The following is a 22,367-nucleotide window of genomic DNA, read 5'->3' as shown; positions in this document are numbered from 1 at the left end:
CATCCATAGAGAACATTAAAGCGTTTGTTCAATCTGCTTCAACGTTGTTTATTAACATTCCTCCATCCATAGAAAACATTAAAGCGTTTGTTCAATCTGCTTCAACGTTCCTTATTAACGTCAAGACGTTGTTTAATGAAGTGCGATCGCTCCCAATTACCAAAAGATCCCCGACTTGTTCAACAAGTCGGGGATCTAGTTCTCTGATTTTATTGTGCTGCCAAATACTCATACAACTGCCAATGGGCGTCTACTTCTGCTTGCGCTTGTTGTAGCAAGCTTTGAGCAAGTTCGGGTTTACTCTTGACAAGCATTTTGAAGCGATTTTCTTGATACATTGACTGTTCTATTGATTGTTTAGGCGATCGCATATCCAATTGCAAAGGATTTTTACCCTGTTCTCGCAACTCTGGGTTATAGCGATACAACAACCAACGACCCGATTCTACCAAAGCTTTTTGATTATTCATAGCTGTGGTCATATTAATGCCGTGGGCGATGCAATGACTGTAAGCGATAATCAGTGATGGGCCGTTGTAGGCTTCGGCTTCTAAAAATGCTTTTAGTGTTTGATCATCTCTAGCACCTAATGCTACACTCGCTACGTAGACATTACCGTAACTCATCGCCATTAATCCTAAATCTTTCTTAGCAGCAGGCTTACCACTAGAGGCGAATTTGGCGATCGCAGCCCGTGGAGTTGCTTTAGAAGATTGTCCGCCTGTGTTAGAATATACTTCTGTATCCATGACTAAGATATTAACATTCCGACCACTGGCAAGCACATGATCTAATCCGCCAAAGTCAATATCATAAGCCCAACCATCACCACCCACAATCCAAACGCTCTTTTTAACAAGATAATCAGCCAACAATTTTAGATTTTGGATTTTGGATTTTGGATTGTTTTGATCAACCAAAAGTTCATCTAACCGTTGTTTGAGCAATTCTACCCTTTGTCTTTGCTCGTGAATATCTGCTTCGGTTTTCTGCGGAGCATTAAGAATAGATTGAACTAAATCCTCAGAAATTAACCCAATCCCCAATCCCTGATCCCCAATCCCCGCTCCCCGATCCCCAATCCCCGTTCGCGTAGCGTCTCCTCTGGAGAATCCCTGATCCCCGATCCCCTTTCCCCTTTCCCCATTCCCCAACTCCCGCAATAATTCTGCCGCATATTCAGCATGTTTATCCAAAGATAAGCGAAAACCAAAACCAAATTCGGCATTATCTTCAAATAGACTATTAGACCATGCTGGACCTCTACCTTGAGAGTTTTTAGTCCAAGGAGTTGTCGGTAAATTACCACCGTAAATCGAAGAACAACCAGTAGCGTTGGCAATCATCGCGCGATCGCCAAATAATTGTGTTAGTAGTTTTAAATAAGGCGTTTCGCCACAACCCGCACAAGCACCGGAAAATTCAAACAATGGTTCTTGCAGTTGTTGTTGGCGAATTTGATTGACTTTGAGTTGGCGTCGGTCAGGATTGGGTAAATTTAAGAAGAAATTCCAGTTTTCCCGTTCTTGCTCCCGTAAAGGAAGCTGGGGTTTGAGATTAATAGCTTTAGTTTCTGGCTGCAATTTATTTTTCGCTGGGCAGATTTCAACACAGATACCACATCCTGTACAATCTTCTGGTGCTATTTGAATCGTAAATTTCTGTCCAGCAAAGTCTTTATCTTTGGCAGAAATAGACTTGAACGTTACCGGAACATTGGTTAATTCACTCTCTGGATAAATCTTACTGCGAATTGCCGCATGGGGACAAACCATCACACACTTACTGCATTGTACGCAAACATCCGCTTCCCAAACTGGAATTTCTAGCGCTACATTGCGTTTTTCCCATTGAGAAGTACCCGTGGGGAAAGTTCCATCCGCAGGTAAAGCACTTACAGGTAAATCATCTCCTTCCCATCTCATAATTTTGCCTAAGACTTCTCGCACAAACTCCGGCGCACTGTCAAGATTTTGGATGTTGGATGTTGGATTTTGGATTTCTATTTGTTGTGGAACATCGACTTTTTGCAAGTTTTTCAAAGTCTGGTCTACTGCTTGTAGATTCATACGGATGACTTCTGCACCTTTCTTACCGTATGTCTTTTCAATAGCTTGCTTAATTTTGGCGATCGCTTCTTCTTGGGGTAAAACTCCTGCTAAGGCAAAGAAGCATACTTGCATAATAGTATTAATCCGTCCACCCATGCCACTATCACGGGCGACTTGAGTCGCATTGATAACGTAAAATTTTAGTTGTTTGCTAATAATTTGCTGCTGGACTTTTTCTGGCAAATTTTCCCAGACAGTATCAGCATCATAAGGGCTATTCAGTAAAAAATTTGCTCCAGTTACAGCATCTTTCAGTACATCTACTCGATCCAATAATACCCACTGATGGCAACCAATGAAATTCGCTTTATCAATCAGATAAGTAGAGCGAATTGGCTTGGGGCCAAAACGCAGGTGAGAAACTGTCATCGAACCAGATTTCTTGGAATCGTAAACAAAATAACCTTGGGCGTAGTTGTCGGTTTCTTCACCAATAATTTTGATCGAGTTTTTATTAGCACCCACCGTCCCATCAGAACCCAAACCATAAAACATGGCTCTGACAACATGATTTGGTTCAGTTGAGAAATTAGAGTCAAAACTTAGACAAGTATGATTAACATCGTCATTAATACCAACAGTAAAGTGATTTCGCGGTTGTGGTTGGGCAAGATTCTCAAAAATCGCCCGTACCATCGCCGGGGTAAACTCTTTAGAAGAAAGACCATAGCGACCACCGATAATTGTTGGAGTGTGGGGAGTGTGGGAAGTAATGTAGAGACGCGATTCATCGCGTCTGGGAGTGTGGGAAGTGTGGGGAGAGAAATTACTTCCTTGTCCCCCTTGTCCCCCTTGTCCCTTTATTCCTTCATAAATAGCAGTGACAACATCAAGATACAACGGTTCGCCGGCTGAACCTGGTTCTTTGCTACGATCTAAAACTGCGATCGCTTTTGTGGTTTTTGGTAAAGCCTGAATAAATCTTTCAACATCAAAGGGGCGATATAATCTGACTTTGACAACACCGACTTTTTCACCACGAGCGTTGAGATAATCTACGGTTTCATGGACTGTTTCACAACCAGAACCCATTAAAACAATCACGCGATCGGCATCGCTTGCACCATAATATTCGTAAATCTGATAATATCGTCCCGTGCGTTCCCCAAACTTGTCCATAACTTGCTGGACTATTTCTGCACAAGCATTGTAGTAGGGGTTAGCGCGTTCGCGGGCTTGAAAATAAACATCAGGGTTTTGAGCAGTTCCCCGTAATACCGGCTGATCTGGAGTTAAAGCGCGGGTGCGATGAGCTATAATTAATTCTTCATCAATGAGCGATCGTAAATCATCATCTGTGAGTAACTGGACTTTCTGAATTTCATGGGAAGTCCGAAAACCATCAAAAAAGTGCATAAACGGTACTCGCGCTGCTAAAGTTGCAGCTTGAGCAATCAACGCAAAATCATGAGCTTCCTGTACAGAAGCAGAACACAGCAACGCAAACCCAGTTCCACGAGTTGCCATAACATCACTGTGATCGCCAAAAATCGATAAAGCGTGGGTAGCTAAAGAACGAGCAGCAACATGAATTACCGCACTGGTTAATTCTCCAGCAATTTTGTACAAATTGGGGAGCATCAACAACAATCCCTGGGATGAAGTGAATGTGGTACTTAAAGAACCCGTTTGTAGCGCTCCATGTACAGCCGCAGCTGCTCCACCTTCACTTTGCATTTCAATTACACTGGGAACAGTATCCCACAAATTACGCCGATTTGACGCCGACCAAGCATCAGCCCATTCACCCATCGCTGAAGAGGGGGTGATGGGATAAATGGCTATGACTTCACTTAAACGATAAGCAACACGGGCTACAGCCTCATTCCCATCAATAGTTGCAAAGGTTGTGTGCATTTTTTCCTCCTGCAAGCGACCCCCAAAAGTTAAGGTTGTTAGTGGTTAGTAGTAACGCTGTCAAGGTGACTTATAATCTTTACTTTTTCTCTGCGCTCTCTGTGTCTCTGCGGTTCAAAAAAGTAATTTATTTAACCGCAGAGGCGCAGAGTACACAGAGATAGAATCAGAGATTTATTGCATCATTTTAGTCTTGCCACGCCACTACATTTTATTTTTACTGTAGAGATACGATGTTCCTAACGTCTCTAAAAAACATATGATGTTTGAGCGATTAAATAACCCCAGATATAGTTATGAATTATTTAGATTATCTCATTAACAAAAAATGCATTGATTGATGTTAATTAATAACTGTACTCATCCACAAAAACTATCCATGAGTTAGTTTTTTAGAAAATATAAATTTTTTTTGGGGCAGGGGTTCGAGAATTAGTTAATCATAATTCCTGCGACTTTATCTGCATTCATTACCATACGTCCTACAAATTCATCTCCATCATCTTCAAAACTTAGCTTCCACAAATAAACTTGATATTGACTCTGTTTGAGATGACACAAATAAGTTATCGAATAACCTTCTTTCATGCGTGGAGCAATCTGTTCACTAACACTCTCAAACATTTGCTTAGTTATACCTGCTTTATAGCCTGAATCACCCACACTCGTAAAAAGCTCGTAATCTCCTGCGGCAATAGCATTTAAGATAGTCTGAAAACAATTGATAACATTTTGAGGGGGTATAGCATCATTCATAGAAAAATCCGTTTTATAACTCAGTGGTATAACAACTATTAAATTAGTGTATTTAGAGAGATTCCAAATAGCGCATTTCTATAACAATCAATAACAAAGTATTCATCGCAAAATCCGTGCAATCATACTATTTGCTTGGGATTCATATCCACCCCCAAACAAATTAAAATGATTAACGATGTGATACAAGTTATACAAAGTCTTCCGTCGTTCATATCCTGATTCTAGGGGAAACACCTCGTCATAACCCTGATAAAACGCCGCCGGAAAACCTCCAAAAAGTTCAGTCATGGCGATGTCTACTTCTCTATCCCCAAAATAAGTTGCTGGATCAAAAATCACTGGTTCTCCTGTTACACTACATCCAGCATTACCCCCCCACAAATCACCATGTACTAAGGAAGATTGCGGAGAATAATCTGCTAAGATTTCAGGAATAGCTGTAAGTAACTCTTCTGCTTGCGGAAATCTACCACCCCGTCGCCTTGCTAATTGAAACTGATAACCCAAGCGATGCTTACCAAAGAATTCCACCCAGTTCGATGTCCAGGTATTAATTTGGGGTGTAGAGCCAATGGTATTATTTATATCCCAGCCAAAACCATTCTGACTCGTGGCTTTGTGCATCGCTGCTAACTTACGCCCCATATCTTCCCAGGTTTTGGTATTACCTGAACCCATGTCCAACCACTCCAAAACCAAGTAACAAGAATTACCTGCTGTGCCATAACAAATTGGTTTGGGAACGCGGATAGTCGCTGTATTATACATTTGTTCTAAACCCAGCGCTTCCGCTTCAAACATAGAAACTTGGGAGGCTTGATTCAGCTTCACAAAATAGGTAAGCTTGCCATCAGATATAGCATAACCTTGATTAATGCAGCCACCACCAACAGAACGTCGTTGTGCAGAGTGGAATTTTTCACCACTAATTTGAGTAATATGAGCGTCGATTTCAGTCCACATGATTTCGGGAGATAGGAAGGGGACAGGGGAGAGGGGGGAGTAATGTAGAGACGCGATTCATCGCGTCTGGGAGTGTGGCGAGCAGGGAGCAGGGAGCAGGGAGACAAAGGAGAATAACCGATGCCCAATGCCCGATGCCCGATGCCCGATGCCCAATGCCCAATGCCCAATGCCCAATAATTAAATTGGTTTCATCACTACTACACCGTACGCATCCGGGTTAAGATACTTTTGGGCAGCTTGGATTAAGTTTGTTGCATCTTGGGCTTGGATATGGCTGGGATAGTCAAAGGCTGGTTCTAAATCACCTATTAATGTTTGATAATAACCATATAAACGTGCGCGATCGCTAGGTGTCTCATTACTAAAAATAAATCTATTGGCTACTCGTTTGTGTACGCGGTTAATTTCTGATTCTTGCACGAACTCGGTTTGTAAGGTTCTGATGTGTTGAGCGATCGCTTCTTCTACTAACTTTAAATTTTCCACTGGACAGTGAGCAGAAATATAAAATGTCCCTTGCAACTGATGACTCATATTACTTACAGAAATGTGAGAAGCTAGTCCCCGTTCTTCCCGTAAATCTCGGACTAATCTTGATGTCCGTCCATGTCCTAAAATTGCTGCTAAAACATTCAAAGCATAAGTTTCATGCAGTTTATCTAAACCTGGAACTCGCCAAACCATCACAATTCGTGCTTGCTGTAAGCTTTGGTCTGTAAATTCCTGTCGGACAATTTCAGTAAATGGCGCTTCGGGAGCAAGTGTTGCTAGTGATTTATTGGTAGTTAATTGTTGATTATGAGTTGTTGTAAACCCTTCGGCAATAGTTGCGATTAATTCTTCAACTGGTAAATTACCCACAGCAACAGCAGTGATTGACTGGGGTTGATACCAATTAGCGTGGAAATCTCGCATTTGTTGGGCTTTCAGTTGAGAAATCACCTCTTCTGGCCCCAATACTGGTCGCCGATAGGGTAGTTGTGCAAAAGCTACTTCCATGGCCTTTCTGAAAGTACGGCGACGGGGATTATCTTCGGAACGCCGAATTTCTTCCAAAACTACCAATCTTTCCCGTTCAAAAGCATCATCAGGAATACTTGCATTAGTGACTACATCAATTTGCAGAGGCGCTAGAGCAGCAAAATCTTGAGGAGCAGTAGTTATATAGTAATAAGTATAATCCTGGCTAGTAGCAGCATTGGTCACAGCACCCCGCTCTTCAATTCTACGTTCAAATTCACCGCTTATAAGTCGCTTCGTTCCCTTAAAAATCATATGCTCTAAAAAGTGAGCCATGCCATTAATTGCATCTGTTTCTATGGCTGAACCAACCTTAATCCACAAATTCAGGTTAACCGCATCTATCGGCATTTGCTCCGCTATGATTGTTAAACCATTAGGCAACTGGTGTAGCGTGGGAGCATTGAGACGAGAAAATTCTAGCAGAGTCGAGGTCATGGGTTGTTGTAAGTGAGCCATTAACTCTATCTTACATAGCACTTACAATGATAATTAAAGCGATCGCTTGACTGTCAAATATTTACTATATCTGCGGTAAATTGTGGTAAGAAGGTTAAAAAATCTCTGTCTACCAGGACTCATGTTTGTTTACTTTCAACACAAAGACACTAAGACGCCAAGGTCAAACAAATTTACATTGCTAAATTATATTAAATGTTTGTAAAGTAGAATTAAGAAACTTAAATATATTTTTGTAACATCAATGCCAAATCATCGTGTTGGCAAAATTAAATCCCGTGTGATCGTCATTGGTGCAGGAATTGGCGGACTCACTGCTGGAGCTTTACTGGCGCGTCGAGGTTATAGTGTCCTGATCTTAGATCAAGCTCTAGTACCTGGTGGTTGTGCTTCTACTTTTAAACGCAAAGGCTTTACTTTTGATGTTGGTGCAACCCAAGTTGCGGGTTTGGAACCTGGAGGAATTCATCATCGAATTTTCTCTGAATTAGAAATTGATCTCCCACCAGCAATACCTTGTGATCCTGCTTGTGCTGTGTTTTTACCTGGAGAAAATACACCCATCAATGTTTGGCGCGATCCTCAAAAATGGCAAGAAGAACGCCAGCGCCAGTTTCCTGGTAGTGAACCTTTTTGGCAATTGGTTGCAGCACTATTTAAAGCTAGCTGGAAATTTCAAGGGCGTGATCCAGTACTTCCACCGCGTAATTTTTGGGATTTGTTACAGCTGACTAAGGCAGTTCGTCCTGATACTTTAATTACAGTACCTTATACATTATTTACGGTGGGGGATGCGTTACGTGCTTATAAATTGGCAGATAATCACCGTTTACGAACGTTTCTAGATTTGCAACTAAAGCTATATTCTCAGGTAGATGCAGAGGAAACTGCATTACTTTATGCAGCAACGGCGTTAAGTGTATCTCAGGAACCACAAGGATTGTCTCATCTTGAAGGTAGTATGCAGGTGTTGAGCGATCGCTTGGTTGCTGCTTTGGAAAGAGATGGTGGTGAATTATTAATGCGTCACACTGTTGAACAAATAAAAGTCGCCCAAGGTAAAGCTAAGGGTGTGGTGATTCGCAACCAAAAAACTGGGGAAATTTGGACAGAATCGGCTGATCATATAGTTGCAAATGTGACCGTGCAGAATTTAGTAAAATTGCTAGGTGAAAAAGTACCAACGGGGTATAAAAAACGGGTTGAAAAACTGCCACCTGCATCAGGTGCTTTTGTGGTGTATCTGGGCGTGGATGCAAGTGCGATTCCCCTTGATTGTCCCCCCCATCTGCAATTTATGTATGATGCCAATGGCCCGATTGGCGAAAATAATTCCCTATTTGTATCTGTAAGTCATCCCGGTGATGGTCGTGCGCCTACGGGTCAAGCTACTATTATTGCTTCTTCGTTTGTAGATCCCCAAACTTGGTGGCAGACTGATAATTATGAAGGATTAAAACAAAACTTCACAGAAGACGCGATCGCTCGTCTGGGACAATACTTTTATTTAAAACCAGAAACTATTATTCATATAGAAGCTGCCACACCCCGTACCTTTGCTCATTACACCGCACGCGATCGCGGTATTGTTGGTGGTATTGGTCAAAGAATACCGACATTCGGCCCCTTCGGATTTGCCAATCGTACACCCATAGATCACCTCTGGTTAGTTGGTGACTCCACCCATCCCGGCGAAGGTACAGCAGGCGTGAGTTATTCTGCGTTAACAGTAGTTAGGCAAATTGATGGTTAATGGGGATTGGGGATCGGGGGGTGTGGGGAGTGTGGGGAGTAATGTAGAGACGCGATTCATCGCGTCTGGAAGTGTGGGGAGAATAACCAATTCCCGATCCCCGATCCCCGATCCCCAATCCCCGATCCCCTTCACGGCAAAAACCGATCTAAAGCTGCTTTGAGTTGTTCAATCTCTACATCAATATTGCCTTCTTCTGCGGCTCTAGCTATACACTCTGTTAAATGTTCATCTAAAACGATACGTGCTACTCTATCTAATGCGCCTCGGACAGCGGCAATTTGCAACAATACATCTGGACAAGGACTATTTTGCTGTACCATGGTTTTGATGCCACGAACATGTCCTTCTATGCGCGACAGTCGGTTTACTAATCTCCGCAAAGACTCTTGAGTGTGAACGTGAGGATGAGGCGACTGTTCATGGTTATGAGTTTTGTCTGTAGATTCGTGGTCTGTATTTTCCAAAAGTACGTCGTCATCTTGCTCAAAATTGGACAAAGATGATTTAGGCGATCGCTTCGATCCATTCATTGGTTACTATTGGCATTGGCGGTAATACATTAGATCCTAGCTTAGTTGGGGATAGTGGTGGGGAGCCATTTGCATCAAACTTCAAATGAAACAGTATAAACAGTCTGCTTCAGCAGACTTTAGCTATGAGACTGCAATTTCAATCGCAGGCTTAAAATGAAACAGCGATTTCAATCGCAGGCTGAAACATTATATTAAAGTTGCAAAGCAGTAATGCTTGTTAATCATATTATTCACAACAATAAGAAAGCTCTCCTAGACTTTGGTCGTACTCTTAAGATTAATCCCAACCACACTTTTGCACTGGTGCGTCGGGGTCAAATTTATCACTCAATGCAGCGCTATGAAGATGCTCTTCAGGATTTGGATCGCGCTATTGAACTTGACCCCAATTTTATTGAAGCATTCGCACTTCGGGGTGAAACTTATCGGTTAATCAAGCGTTATGACGATGCACTCCAAGATTTTAACCGAGCGATCGCACTTAAATCTAACTTTGACTGGGCGTTAGCAAGTCGCGGTCAAATTTATTACTCAATGCAGCGCTACGACGAGGCGCTTCAAGACTTTAACTATGCAATTAAAATTAACCCTAACTTGGATTGGGTGTTGGCAAGTCGGGGTCAAACTTATCAATTAATGCAAATTTACCAACAAGCACTCCAAGACTTTGACCAAGCGATTAAACTCAACCCCGGTAATGCTTGGGCGTTTGCTGGGCGGGGTGAAACTTATCGCTTGATACAACGGTATAAACAAGCACTGAAAGATTTTGATAGTGCGATCGCACTTAACCCTAATTATGCTTGGGTGTTGGTAACTAGGGGGGAAGTTTACTTACTGCTCAAACGATACAAAGACGCTCTTGCAGATTTTAACAATGCTCTAGAGTTGGAATCTGATCATGATTGGTGTTTGTATGTTCGAGCTTTAGGCTACCAAGCTCTGAAGCAACCAGAAAAAGCGCGTTCAGATCTTGCTAGTGCAGTTCAAATTGCCAAAGAGCGTTATAAACAAGATTCTCAAGACTGGCACAATACGTTTAATTTAGCTCTTTACTATTTGGCTGTTAATTATACTCCCACAGCAGAGCAAATATACCGATATGCTTTATCTCAGGGTGCTTGTTTGCAGTGTATTCATCAAGCCATCCGTGATTTGGATGATTTTTTAACTATCTTTCCCAAGAGTATACATGCTCAATCTCTGCGTCAGTTGTTACAGTTGGCTTTAAGGACAGGGAACGGTGAATAGGGAACGGGGAATTAGTTGTACTTCCCACAGTCATTGCACCCCACCCCCAACCCCTAAGCGCAAGCGGGGAGGGGCGGTTTTGGCGTTAGTTTTGTAGGGTGTGTTGTCGCGCAGCGCAACGCACCATTACAGATTTTCGGTGTGTTAGGACGTTCCGTCCATAACGCACCCTACCAATTTCAAGCTATTTGAAACGAGAAGTTTCCTGTTTGAAGTGAGAATTTTGGCGTATGAAGAGCGATCGCGCAAAAAAAGCACTGAAATTTTTAGTCTAATCCGTGAAATTGTCATATTATCTTATATGGATTTTATGTGTATCAAATTTTCAAAATGACCGTTTTCTTCCCCACAATTTCTATAAGGCACTAGTGATGAAACTGCTTCCTTACCTATCTCCTGTCACGACCTTGTCCTTATGTACTGTAATCAGCCTTGCATCTATTACGACTGCAACAGCGCAAATCATACCAGATAGCAGTCTGGGCGCGGAAAGTTCTATAGTTACTCCAGATGTAGTTAATAGTATACCGAGCGATCGCATTGAGGGTGGTGCAACTCGCGGCTCAAATTTATTTCACAGCTTTCAGGAATTTAATGTTGGTGAAGGTAGAGGAGCCTATTTTTCTAATCCGGCGAATATCACCGATATTCTTACGAGAGTCACGGGGGGTAATCCCTCAAATATTCTCGGAAGACTTGGTGTTTTAGGTAATGCGAATCTCTTCTTAATTAACCCGAAAGGGATTTTTTTTGGCCCGAACGCAAGTCTGGATTTGGATGGTGGTTCGTTTTTTGGTAGTACAGCCGATAGTGTATTATTTGACAATTTTGAATTTAGTGCCAGCAACCCCCAACCAGTACCACAGTTAACTATTAATATTCCCATAGGTTTGCGATTTCGGGATAATCCCGCCAGTATTAATAGTAACGCCAGTCTTGCAGTGCAAACTGGGAGATCTCTTGCGTTGGTAGGTGGTGACATTAACCTCAACGGTGGGACATCAGGAACATTAGAAGGGCGAGTTGAGTTAGGAGGATTAGCACAAGCTGGGACAGTTGGCTTTAATCCCGATGGAAGTTTGAGTTTTCCCAATAGTGTTACTAGAGGTAATGTCACACTCACTAATGGAGCTAGGGTTGGTGCGATCGGACAAAAAGCTAGTATTGTAGTTAATGCGCGAAATTTAGATATTTCTTCTGGAGCGGGACTATTTGCTGTGATTCCATCAAATGCCAATCCTAATGTTCAGGCTGGTGATATCGTCATTAATGCTACAGATAGGGTCAGACTTGAGGGAAATTCTGACTCTGAAAGCGTGATCATTAATGTTCCACTATCTGGACAAGCAGGAGATATAGTTATCAACACCAGAAGCTTGGAAGCTACTGGTCGTTTTTTTATTGGTTCTCTTGCCTCTGAACAAGGAAATGCCGGAAACGTAACAATCACAGCTACAGACAAAGTATCATTGCAGGGATTAGCTGGATTCAATAGCGGAATTATCAGCCTCGTAGGACAATCAGCTACAGGAAACGCTGGTAATATTGTCATAAACACGCGCGCGCTCTCTGTATCGGATTCTGTTTCTTTGGCTACTTCCACAGCTGGGCAAGGAAATGCAGGCAATATCATCATTAATGCTTCTGATTCTGTCTCAGTAAATAGCGCCTCATTTTTGCTAGCCGATACTTTTTCTTCGGGAAATGCAGGTAATATCATTATTGACGCTCCCAATGCAAATGTCTCCTTCGATGGCGCAGGAACATCAGCCAGCACGTCTGTTGGTAGTAGATCAAATGGCCAAGGTGGTGATATTAAGATTAATGCGCGCACTCTCTCTGTATCGGATTCTGTTTCTTTGGCTACTTCCACAGCTGGGCAAGGAAATGCAGGCAATATCATCATTAACGCTTCTAATTTTGTCTCAGTAAATAGCGCCTCATCTTTGCAAGCCAATACTTCTTCTTCGGGAAATGCAGGTAATATCATCATTGATGCTCCCAATGCAAATGTCTCCTTCGATGGCGCAGGAACATCAGCCAGAGCATCTGTTAGTAGTAGATCAAATGGCCAAGGTGGTGATATTAAGATTAACGCGCGCACTCTCTCCTTAACCAATGGTGCTGCTTTGTCTACTGTCACTTCTGGATTTGCACGAGAAAATGACCCAGCTAATGCTGGGGATATTGAAGTAAATGTTTCTGATTTTGTAAATATAGATAATTCTGTGTTAGTTTCTCGCTCCTTGGGAGAAGGAAATGCAGGTAACATCAACATTACAGGGGGGTCTGTTTCTCTCACCAATGGAGGTCAATTACTTGCAAATACCTTCAATCGAGGAAATGCAGGTAACATCACAATTAATGCTCCCAATGGTACAGTCTCTTTTGACGGCACAGATAATGAAGGATTCCCCAGTGGAGCTTTCACCACTGTAAATTCAGGAGCTGTAGGTCAAGGCGGAGATATCAACATTACTGCTAGGTCGCTTTTATTAAATAATGGGGCTAGACTAAATACTAATGTTAATGGGGCTTCCCCCACAGAATCCGGTGGTATCGGTAATGCCGGAAATGTGAAGCTAAATATCAGCGATACGACCCGCATAGTAGGAGAAAGTAATATACGTAACTCTAACGGCTTCTTTAGCAACAGTGGTATTAGAAGCAATGTAGGGAGTGGAGCAACGGGTGACGCTGGTAACATCGAAATTAATACAGGTTCACTTTTTGTAGGGGGTGGGAGCCAACTAGATTCCGCCACTGAGGGGAAAGGAAAGGCAGGCAACGTTACAATTAATGCTCCCACTGGTACAGTCTCTTTTGACGGCACAGATAATGAAGGATTCCCCAGTGCAGTCTTTACCACTGTGGAAGCTGGAGGAGAAGGTAAAGGTGGAGATATCAACATTACTGCTAGGTCACTTTCACTCACGAATGGTGGTAATCTAAATACCTTTATTCGTGGAAATTCTGATACACAACCCGGTGGCATTGGCGATGCTGGCAACGTGAAGCTTAATATCACTGATACGATTAATATCGCAGGAGTCAGTGACAAACCTGACTTTAATGGAAACTTCAGCCGCAGTGCTATTTTTAGCGATGTTGAAAATGGAGCAATCGGAAATGCTGGAAATATCGAAATTACCACGGGTTCACTGTTTGTCACCAATGGTGGACGACTTGTTTCCAGTACTTCGGGTCAGGGAAATGCAGGCGGTATCAAAATAAATGCTAATTCCTTTGTGCTTGATGCTGCTCAACTCAATACCAACAGTAATATCGAAAATCGCCAAGCAGGTAATATAGACATCACAACTACTAAGGATATTCGACTAAATAACGGTGCTTTAATTAGCGCCCAGACACAAGGTGGTCAAGGCAATATATTCCTGAGTTCCCGTGATTTAATTCTACGTCGCAACAGCAATATCACCACTAACGCCACAGGCACAGCCGCAGGTGGGAATATAACTATTGATACTGGTAACTTAGTTGCTCTGGGAAATAGCGACATCAGCGCCAATTCTCAATCCAGCTTTGGCGGTAGAGTATTTATCACAGCTGACGCCATTTTTGGTACTCAGTTTCGAGAGCGACCCACCCCCAAAAGCGACATCACAGCCACAGGCGCAAGTCCTGATTTTAGTGGTACAGTCCAAATCGACACCGCAGACGTTGACCCCAGTCAGGGATTAGTAGAATTACCAGATAATCTTGCAGATGTGAGTAATCAAATTGCCCAAAATCCCTGTCAAAAAGGTACTGGTAGTTCATTTGTGTCCATCGGACGAGGTGGTGTACCATCTAGCCCAAATGATGAGTTTAGCAGTGACAATGTCCGCGTCGATTTAGTAAACCCTGCTGCAACCAATAGTAATTCCCAAGCTGCAACAACCAACCAACCACTAATCGTAACTAATACTAAAAAACCCATTATCCCTGCTCAAGGATGGATATTTAACAGCAAAGGCGAAGTAGTGTTGACAGCTTATGATCCCACAAATATTAGCACTGCTCAACGGAGTTCTAAACCAACAGCCGCCTGTCCTGCATTTTAAGGTATGTAGAGACGCGATATATCGCGTCTGGTACAAAATTTATGTGTATCGTGATTAACGTGAAATGGTATCAGCTAGTAGCACAAGTCGTTTGAAGAAGACTTCATAAAATCAAACAGTCTGCTGAAGCAGACTTTTGCTATAGCAATCCTAAATCATTCGTGAGAGGCAAGATCCCCGACTTCGCATGAGTTGTCGGGGATCTGGGATTCCGTATTTTCTCACAACTCAATTAGGATTGCTATATAGGATTGCTATATAAGACTGCGATTTAAATCGCAAGCGTTTTTTGAATTATTAGCAAACACGCAACCAATCAGACGTCAACTCGACAGTAAAAAACTAGTGGAATTAGTGCGATCGCACACAAGCACCAAAGTGGGCAAGCTACTATTTAAGAAGCTAGTACAGATGATTTGCAAAAGTCATCTGTTAGAGTCAACACACCAGCATATTATAGTCAAACCTCCGAACCAGCCAGCACTAAGAGAATATTCATGCTAACAAATACCCTACTTCTGTCCCAACAACTCCCCACTCTGCAATATACCTCGACTACAGAACGATTCGATGAAACCTGGGAAGCTCCCCTAGCTACCCTCTTGGGACTAGGACGCGCTGCTGGCGCTGATTTCATTGAATTTTTCTTAGAACGTGTTAATTACATCAGTTGTCTTGCAGAAGAAGACACCATCACCAGCATTACACCACGTCTTTCCACAGGCGCAGGAGTCAGAGTATTTAAAGGACATGCAGACTGCTACGTCACCACCAATGACCTATCTTTTACAGGCTTAAAAGCAGCTTTAGAAAAAGGGCTTTCTATTCTAGGATTGCAGCTACCTGCTCCCAATGCTTTAATCCCCGAAATCAACCTAGAACTACTCAGAGACTACGCCACCAAAAGAGGTAAAGATAGCTGGTTATCGCTGTGTAGTTCCATCCGGGAAATGGGAGAAATTCTCCTAGATGGTACAGCCCAACTCCAACGCAAAGCTAATCATATCCAATCCCGGCGTGCCACCTACTTCCGAGATTGGCAAGAAGTCCTAGTAGCTGCAAGCGATGGAACCTTTGCTCGTGACATTCGCCTCACCCAATCTGTAGGATTTAATCTCCTGTGTGCAGATGGTGCTAATCGTACTTCCATCGGTGAACGTGCTGGTAACACCAGTGACCCAAACTTCCTCAAAACCTGGGATTATCAAGAATCAGCAGAACATATCTCTGAATCCGCAGGAAAAATGCTCTACGCAGACTACGTAGAATCAGGCACTTATCCCATCATCATGGCTAATCACTTTGGTGGGGTAATCTTCCACGAAGCTTGTGGACACCTCTTAGAAACCACCCAAATTGAACGCAAAACATCCCCCTTCGCTGATAAAAAGGGTGAAAAAATTGCCCACGAAAGCCTCACCGCTTTAGATGAAGGGCGTACCGAACAAGCCTTCGGTACAATTGACATGGATGACGAAGGTATGCCAGCCCAAAAAACATTATTAATCGAAAAAGGCATTCTCAAAAACTTTTTAGCAGATCGAGCCGGTTCCTGGCGCACCGGACACCCTAGAACAGGTAGCGGACGTCGCCAAGCTTTTACCTTTGCAGCTGCTAGCCGGATGCGTAACACTTATATTGCACCAGGAGAACACACAACCGAAGATTTATTTGCCTCCGTTGATAAAGGCATTTACTGTAAAAAAATGGGTGGCGGTAGCGTCGGTGCAACAGGTCAATTTAACTTTGGTGTAGACGAAGCTTACTTGATTGAAAACGGCAAAATTACCAAGCCACTTAAAGGAGCAATCTTAATTGGTGAAGCCAAGGAAATCATGAATAAAATTTCCATGTGTTCCCAAGATTTATCTTTAGCGCCTGGTTTTTGTGGCTCCGTCAGCGGCAGTATTTACACCACAGTTGGACAACCCCATATCAAAGTTGATTCCATAACCGTCGGTGGACGCTAAACAATTTTGGCGTTGCTGAATCGCGGTATATCGCTTCTGGTACAAGGGTTTTGGAATTACCTAAAATCATTTTCATACATGAAATCAGCAACGCCAGTATTCTTTGTGTCTTTGTGTCTTTGTGGTTCATACATCTTTTTCTTAACCACCAAAACCTAAGACACTAAATAAAACATCAAAGAAATAAAATCTAAAATTGACTATGCCGAATATCAGCGAAATTGCAAATTACGCCAAAGACACTGCAAATAAACTTGGCATCAAAAAATTCGATATCTATGGCTCAAGTGCAGATGCAATTAGTGTACAAGTTGATCAAGGTGAACCAAAACAAGTTAAAGCTTCAAATCTCTCTGGTGTCACTGTCCGAGTTTGGAATGACCAAAATACAATGGGTGTCACCAGCACCTCAGATGTAGACCCCAAAGGACTAGAATTAGCTTTAAAAACAGCTTATGAAGCTAGTTTCTTTGGCGTCAAAGAAAATGTCCCAGATTTTAGTCCAGAAGCGACTGTTGAAATTGCCGTACCACAAAAAGAAAAATCACCACAAGCACCAGTTTCTCAATTAATAGAAACTTTGCTAATAGCTGAAAAAGAAGTTTTAGCTGCTCATTCGGCAATTCAAGGAGTACCTTATAACAATTTAGCCCAAAGAGATATTGATAGATTCTATCTCAATAGTGATGGTGCGATCAGAACTGAGTCTCACTCTTTAGCATCTATTTATCTCTACAGCAAAACAGAGGAAGAAGGAAAAAAACCTCGCAGTGCTGGCGCTTTTAGAGTTGAGCGCAGTTTAGAAAGTTTAGATATTAATGGTTGCATTCAAGAAACAACAGAAAAGACTATCAGCCACTTGAACTATGAAAAAGTCAAGTCTGGTAAGTATACAGTTGTTTTTTCACCAGATGCTTTTTTAAGTCTTTTAGGGGCTTTTTCTAATTTGTTCAATGCCCAAAATATTCTAGATAAACAGAGTTTATCTACTCCTGATGATTTAGGCAAACAAATAGCATCTCCTCTACTTTCTGTATACGATGATGCTTTGCATCCTGCTAATGTTGGCGCCGAAAGTTTTGACGGCGAAGGAACTCCAACTCGGCAAATTACCTTGATTGAAAATGGCATTTTAGCTGGTTTTATACATAGTGCAGGAACTGCCAAAAGAATGAATGCTAAACCCACAGGAAATGCCAACATTGGTGCAAAAGTCACCGTCAGTCCAAATTTCTATCATGTTTTTGCTGCTGCACCCGGCGAACAAGAATTGAGCTTGGAAACTGCTGAAAATGTAATTTTGATTGATGATTTGCAAGCTCTCCATGCAGGTGTAAAATCATTGCAAGGATCGTTTTCTTTACCTTTTGATGGTTGGATTGTCAACAAAGGTGTGAAGACGAGTATTGAATCAGCGACTGTTGCTGGTGATTTTCTGCAAGTTCTCAAGTCAATTATTTTTGTGGAAAAAGAACTAGAGTTAACTCCTGGAGGTGTTTGTCCAAAAATTTGGGTTGATGGACTTTCAATTACGGGAGAATAACAAGATATAAATTATGAATTATGAATTATGCAAAAAATTCATAATTCATAACTTAATAATACCGATTTCAAAAATGTTTGCGACACATTCAGACGCGGTAATACTCTTACGAGAAGCCGCTCTTACGAGCGTCTACGCGTCTCTACAAGAAAATTCATCTGTCGCATTCTTTTTTCAAATTGGTATGATTTATTTCACTTCCTGCAAACTTCTGACTATTTTGGTGACTTGTTCTCTGGGTGCAAGTTTGACGATTTCAACCAATAGCTTATTTTTCACACCCGGAATCACAAGGGTTTTGTTTGCTAATAAGCCACTGTAACCTAGTTGAGCTACAGTTTGAGCATCCATCATTTTTTTACCTTTAAGTAGTTTAGAGTCTGCCATACCTGTTCTTTCATGAAATGCAGATGCTGTTGGGCCTGGACAAAGAACAGTCACGGTGACACCCGTACCCTCTAACTCGTTGGCGATCGCTTCGGAAAATGACAAGACATAAGCTTTGGTCGCAAAATAAACTGCCATTAAAGGCCCTGGTTGAAACGCAGCAGTTGAAGATACATTTAATATTTTACCTCTGCCTTGTTTAACCATATCTTTCAGAAATAATTTCGTTAAACGGGTGAGACACACCACATTTACCTGCATCATTTCCAATTCCGTCATTAAATCAATTTCGTGAAATAATCCATAAGTACCAAATCCAGCATTATTTACTAACACATCAATTTTAATGTCTGAGTTTTGCACCTCAGTAAAAATTTCTTCTGGAGATGTTGGTTTAGATAAGTCTTTGACAATGGATTTTACAGCAATCTCAAATTTTTTGGGAAATTGTTCTGCTATTTCAGCTAGTTTTTCTCCCCACCTATCTATTAAGACTAGATTATAATTATCAGAAGCAAAAAGACACGCTAACTGATAACCAATTCCACTACAAGCGCCAGTAATCAGAGCAGTTTGTTGGCTTTGATATTGGTGTGTTGTATTCATAAATATTGAAGTTAAGATTCCCCAACAAAGCTAGTTTTGTTAGTTAATAAACAAACCTTCCATGTCAATATTTTAGTCTAAGATTCAATAATCCAAGACAAATAAGATTGACAATCATCACGATTAGTAAAGTCTGGAAAACTTAATATTGGACTTTAATCATATTAAATTCTGGACTTTACTCCTAGATACCAACATTAATAAATATCTCAAAAAAAATGTATTTAATCATACGAAAAATTAGAGGATAGTTATTTATACAAATATATTATTTATGTTTATAAATATGTGTTATTAGTTATAAAAATTTTTCATTACATTAGATTTATCCGTAAAAATTGTTATAAAAAAAATAAATACACTCCAATATTTTGCAATAATTTGATTGCTATTCCTCCCCCTTCACGAAGAATACCTAACAGTAAATGTTTTGTTCTAATGTAATTTACACCAAGTTGTTGTGACTCTTCCACTGCTAATTCTAATACTCGCTTGGCTCTGGGTGTAAAGGTAACATCTACAGAGGTGAGAAATTTGTAAAATCGTTATACCAATTCTTCGTGAAGCTGCATAGAATTTTACCCCTTCCCGCTTGCGCTTAGGGGTGGCGAAGCTGGGGTGGGTCTTTGTATGCATCTTCATATAGGACTCATATTTGATTTCTGAAATACACGTAGTGGCGTGGCAAGGCTAACGCACCAGTTAAGGATTTAGGTGCGTGATAGCTACGCCATAACACACCCTACAGATACTTAGATTTTTTCATAAATCAAATCGGACTCCTATATTAAATTGGTATTAATTACTTTATATACTTGCTATTTTATACCAATATTATTAGTATTGTATTTCACAAAAATTTTATTAAACCTTTTTAGGATAAAACGATTATGGCTGCCATCAAACAGTTTTTAACAGCAACATTAATTAGTTTTTCTATCAGCTTGTTTGCTGTATGTGAAGCTAGAGCTTCTTTCACTTTCACGAAAATTGCTGATACCAAAGATGGTTTTACTGCACTTGGGTCTTATCCTGCAATCAATAATGATGGGACAGTAGTTTTCTCAGCTAATTTAGATAGTACAAGTAGTAGCATTTTGATTGGAAATGGTGAAACAACCTCCACCATCACCGATACTAGTGGGATATTCAGCTTGTTAGGAAATAAACCTGCAATTAACGATATAAATACTATAGCTTTTGATGCAAATATTGACACGATAGGTAGTGGTATATTTATTGTGAGCAATGAAATCACAACCACCATAGCCGAAAGTAGTCAACCAAGAGGTGCTTTTGGTGTTCCTGTCATAAATAACAAAGCTGCTGTTGCATTCTTATCTCAGACCGATAATGGCCATAGTATCCTCATCAATATTGATGGCTCAACAACTGTTGTTGTTGATACCAATGGTTCTTACAGTGATTTTGATGGATATGCAATTAATGATGCAAATACCATTGCCTTTTCAGCTAGGCTAGATACGGGAGAACGTGGTATTTTTACAATCAACTCTGATGGAGTAACCATCCCTATTGCTGACACAACTAGAAAATTTAGTTTTGTTTTTCCTCCAGCTATCAATAATCTGGGAACCGTGGCATTTAAGGGAGTTTTAAAAAAAGAAGATGGTGAAGGTATATTTCTAGTTAACAACGGCACAATAACTACTATTGCCGACAACAGCAAAGACTTTAGCTTTTTTGAGAATCCTGCAATTAATGATATTGGAACAGTAGCATTTAAAGGTGTTCTGAAAAATGGCGGCTTGGGTATCTTTACTGGAGCAGATCCAGCAGTTGATAAAGTGATTGTTGCAGGCGATATTTTGTTTGGCTCAACAGTAAAAGATATTTATTTTTCCAGTAAGGGATTAAATAACAGCAATCAAATAGTTTTCTATGCAACACTTGCTGATGGAACAGGTGGTATTTTCCGCGCTAATCCGCAGTCTGAAACTCCAAATACTGAAGTTCCTTCCAATTAGGACTAGCACTTTGAAAATGGGTAAAAATCCTCAAAAATTTTTACCTTTTTCCTTATGCCCTAGTAGTTCCAATTAAATATAACAGTGCCATACGCACAGCAACACCGCTTGTAACCTGTGTTTGAATTAAGCTAAATTCCGGATCATCCATTAAATCTGAGCTAATTTCGACACCACGGTTTACTGGCCCTGGATGTAAAACTTTGACATTGGGTTTGCACAATTGTAGCTTTGAGCGTGTAATTCCAAACATTTGGTGATATTCTCGCAAAGAAGGCAACAAATGTGCAGTCATACGTTCCTTTTGCAGACGTAGTGTCATCACAAAATCAGCTTCTTTGAGGGCTGGTTCTAATTGCCAATGTACAAATAGCTTACCTGGTCTATCTTTGCCGAAATCTGCAAATAATTTTGGTAATAAAGTCGGTGGTGCTGCTAAATGTAATTCTGCACCACTGGCGGTGATACTCCAAATATTCGATCGCGCGACACGTGAATGCAGAATATCCCCAACAATAGCAATCTTTTTATCTTTGAGAAGTTCTAGGCGGGGAGAATCTGGATCAAGCAGAGTACAGATCGTAAATAAATCTAACAGACCTTGGGAAGGATGCTCGTGTTGACCATCACCAGCATTAAGGACACTAACTTTTACACCGAGACGATCCATTTCCTGAGCGATCGCATTTGGTACTCCTGCTTCTTTATGGCGAATCACCATAATATCAGTTCCCATTGCCAAATAAGTCTTGGCTGTATCTAGAATAGTCTCTCCTTTAGTCATCGAAGAAGAAGCTGAGGCAAAATTAAGTGTATCTGCGGAGAGACGTTTGGCAGCAAGTTCAAAACTGCTACGAGTCCGAGTCGAAGGCTCAAAAAATAAATTTGCTACCACATGTCCCTGCAAGGTAGGTACTTTCTTTGTCCGCCTTGATAATACCTCCTGAAAACTAGCAGCTGTTTGCAGTACAGTGTCGTATTCAGCTGAGGTGAAATCAGCTAGAGAAAGAACGTGGTGACGAGTCCAATCGGTAGTAGGCATAAATTTTAAAGGATCGGGGAAAGGGGATTGGGGAAAGGGGAAAGGGGATTGGGGA

13 protein-coding genes and 1 pseudogene are annotated in these 22,367 nt (G+C 41.3%); 6 read left to right on the top strand and 8 right to left on the bottom strand.

Going from position 1 to position 22,367, the window contains the following annotated elements:
• Window positions 1-209 precede the first annotated feature (209 nt).
• The 4 genes from nifJ to B4U84_RS10800 form a co-directional block, all read right to left on the bottom strand.
• On the bottom strand, window positions 210-3,968 hold the full coding sequence (gene nifJ, locus B4U84_RS10815) for a pyruvate:ferredoxin (flavodoxin) oxidoreductase (RefSeq protein ID WP_131117741.1): 3,759 nt from the start codon (window positions 3,966-3,968) through the stop codon (window positions 210-212).
• 432 nt (window positions 3,969-4,400) lie between these two features.
• On the bottom strand, window positions 4,401-4,724 hold the full coding sequence (locus tag B4U84_RS10810) for a hypothetical protein (protein WP_017313329.1): 324 nt from the start codon (window positions 4,722-4,724) through the stop codon (window positions 4,401-4,403).
• Window positions 4,725-4,826: 102 nt separating this feature from the next.
• On the bottom strand, window positions 4,827-5,690 hold the full coding sequence (locus tag B4U84_RS10805; protein ID WP_131117738.1) for a fructosamine kinase family protein: 864 nt from the start codon (window positions 5,688-5,690) through the stop codon (window positions 4,827-4,829).
• Window positions 5,691-5,870: 180 nt separating this feature from the next.
• Window positions 5,871-7,151, bottom strand: a complete 1,281-nt coding sequence (locus B4U84_RS10800; RefSeq protein ID WP_044452185.1) for a M16 family metallopeptidase — start codon at window positions 7,149-7,151, stop codon at window positions 5,871-5,873.
• A 265-nt stretch (window positions 7,152-7,416) separates the two neighbouring features.
• On the opposite strand from B4U84_RS10800, the gene crtD reads away from it, so the two are divergent.
• Window positions 7,417-8,925 carry a C-3',4' desaturase CrtD gene (gene crtD, locus B4U84_RS10795; protein ID WP_131117735.1) on the top strand — a complete coding sequence of 503 codons (1,509 nt, stop codon included), beginning with the start codon at window positions 7,417-7,419 and terminating at the stop codon, window positions 8,923-8,925.
• 131 nt (window positions 8,926-9,056) lie between these two features.
• Here the strand turns inward: crtD and B4U84_RS10790 are convergent, their stop codons facing one another.
• Window positions 9,057-9,458, bottom strand: coding sequence for a metal-sensing transcriptional repressor (locus tag B4U84_RS10790; RefSeq protein ID WP_017313333.1), 402 nt, complete (start codon window positions 9,456-9,458; stop codon window positions 9,057-9,059).
• Between the two features lie 213 nt (window positions 9,459-9,671).
• On the opposite strand from B4U84_RS10790, the gene B4U84_RS10785 reads away from it, so the two are divergent.
• The 4 genes from B4U84_RS10785 to B4U84_RS10770 all read left to right on the top strand — a co-directional run bounded on the left by B4U84_RS10785 (window position 9,672) and on the right by B4U84_RS10770 (window position 18,289).
• A complete protein-coding gene (locus B4U84_RS10785; RefSeq protein WP_131117732.1) occupies window positions 9,672-10,712 on the top strand; it encodes a tetratricopeptide repeat protein in 1,041 nt (346 codons plus the stop codon).
• Window positions 10,713-11,083: 371 nt separating this feature from the next.
• Window positions 11,084-14,776: a two-partner secretion domain-containing protein gene (locus B4U84_RS10780; RefSeq protein ID WP_131117729.1), complete on the top strand. Its 3,693-nt coding sequence runs from the start codon at window positions 11,084-11,086 to the stop codon at window positions 14,774-14,776.
• Window positions 14,777-15,273: 497 nt separating this feature from the next.
• The gene (locus B4U84_RS10775) at window positions 15,274-16,746 is read left to right on the top strand and encodes a TldD/PmbA family protein (protein WP_131117726.1); all 1,473 of its coding nucleotides are present in this window, start codon (window positions 15,274-15,276) and stop codon (window positions 16,744-16,746) included.
• 202 nt (window positions 16,747-16,948) lie between these two features.
• Window positions 16,949-18,289, top strand: a complete 1,341-nt coding sequence (locus B4U84_RS10770; RefSeq protein WP_131117723.1) for a TldD/PmbA family protein — start codon at window positions 16,949-16,951, stop codon at window positions 18,287-18,289.
• Between the two features lie 189 nt (window positions 18,290-18,478).
• On the opposite strand, the gene B4U84_RS10765 is transcribed toward B4U84_RS10770, so the two are convergent.
• Entirely contained in the window at window positions 18,479-19,282 is an 804-nt protein-coding gene (locus B4U84_RS10765; RefSeq protein WP_131117721.1) for an SDR family NAD(P)-dependent oxidoreductase, read from the bottom strand.
• 353 nt (window positions 19,283-19,635) lie between these two features.
• Window positions 19,636-19,806 (bottom strand): annotated as a pseudogene (locus tag B4U84_RS10760) (Clp protease N-terminal domain-containing protein); the annotation flags it as partial.
• Between the two features lie 366 nt (window positions 19,807-20,172).
• Here B4U84_RS10760 and B4U84_RS10755 point away from each other — a divergent pair.
• Complete coding sequence (locus tag B4U84_RS10755; RefSeq protein ID WP_131117718.1) at window positions 20,173-21,270, top strand: DUF7453 family protein; 1,098 nt, start codon at window positions 20,173-20,175, stop codon at window positions 21,268-21,270.
• Window positions 21,271-21,322: 52 nt separating this feature from the next.
• On the opposite strand, the gene B4U84_RS10750 is transcribed toward B4U84_RS10755, so the two are convergent.
• Entirely contained in the window at window positions 21,323-22,312 is a 990-nt protein-coding gene (locus B4U84_RS10750; RefSeq protein WP_017313341.1) for an aspartate carbamoyltransferase catalytic subunit, read from the bottom strand.
• Between the last annotated feature and the right edge of the window lie 55 nt (window positions 22,313-22,367).

The sequence above is a fragment of the Westiellopsis prolifica IICB1 genome, from assembly GCF_004323185.1.
GTDB lineage: Bacteria > Cyanobacteriota > Cyanobacteriia > Cyanobacteriales > Nostocaceae > Pelatocladus > Pelatocladus prolificus_A.
This window is presented reverse-complemented; position numbering and strand designations above follow the sequence as displayed.

Bases quoted from the DNA above. Each gene is read 5' to 3' on its own strand.
- B4U84_RS10800 (WP_044452185.1), bottom strand. From the start codon at position 7,151: ATGACCTCGACTCTGCTAGAATTTTCTCGTCTCAATGCTCCCACGCTA.
- crtD (WP_131117735.1), top strand. From the start codon at position 7,417: ATGCCAAATCATCGTGTTGGCAAAATTAAATCCCGTGTGATCGTCATT.
- B4U84_RS10750 (WP_017313341.1), bottom strand. From the start codon at position 22,312: ATGCCTACTACCGATTGGACTCGTCACCACGTTCTTTCTCTAGCTGAT.
- B4U84_RS10775 (WP_131117726.1), top strand. From the start codon at position 15,274: ATGCTAACAAATACCCTACTTCTGTCCCAACAACTCCCCACTCTGCAA.
- B4U84_RS10785 (WP_131117732.1), top strand. From the start codon at position 9,672: ATGCTTGTTAATCATATTATTCACAACAATAAGAAAGCTCTCCTAGAC.
- B4U84_RS10780 (WP_131117729.1), top strand. From the start codon at position 11,084: ATGAAACTGCTTCCTTACCTATCTCCTGTCACGACCTTGTCCTTATGT.
- B4U84_RS10770 (WP_131117723.1), top strand. From the start codon at position 16,949: ATGCCGAATATCAGCGAAATTGCAAATTACGCCAAAGACACTGCAAAT.
- B4U84_RS10765 (WP_131117721.1), bottom strand. From the start codon at position 19,282: ATGAATACAACACACCAATATCAAAGCCAACAAACTGCTCTGATTACT.
- B4U84_RS10755 (WP_131117718.1), top strand. From the start codon at position 20,173: ATGGCTGCCATCAAACAGTTTTTAACAGCAACATTAATTAGTTTTTCT.
- B4U84_RS10790 (WP_017313333.1), bottom strand. From the start codon at position 9,458: ATGAATGGATCGAAGCGATCGCCTAAATCATCTTTGTCCAATTTTGAG.
- nifJ (WP_131117741.1), bottom strand. From the start codon at position 3,968: ATGCACACAACCTTTGCAACTATTGATGGGAATGAGGCTGTAGCCCGT.
- B4U84_RS10810 (WP_017313329.1), bottom strand. From the start codon at position 4,724: ATGAATGATGCTATACCCCCTCAAAATGTTATCAATTGTTTTCAGACT.
- B4U84_RS10805 (WP_131117738.1), bottom strand. From the start codon at position 5,690: ATGTGGACTGAAATCGACGCTCATATTACTCAAATTAGTGGTGAAAAA.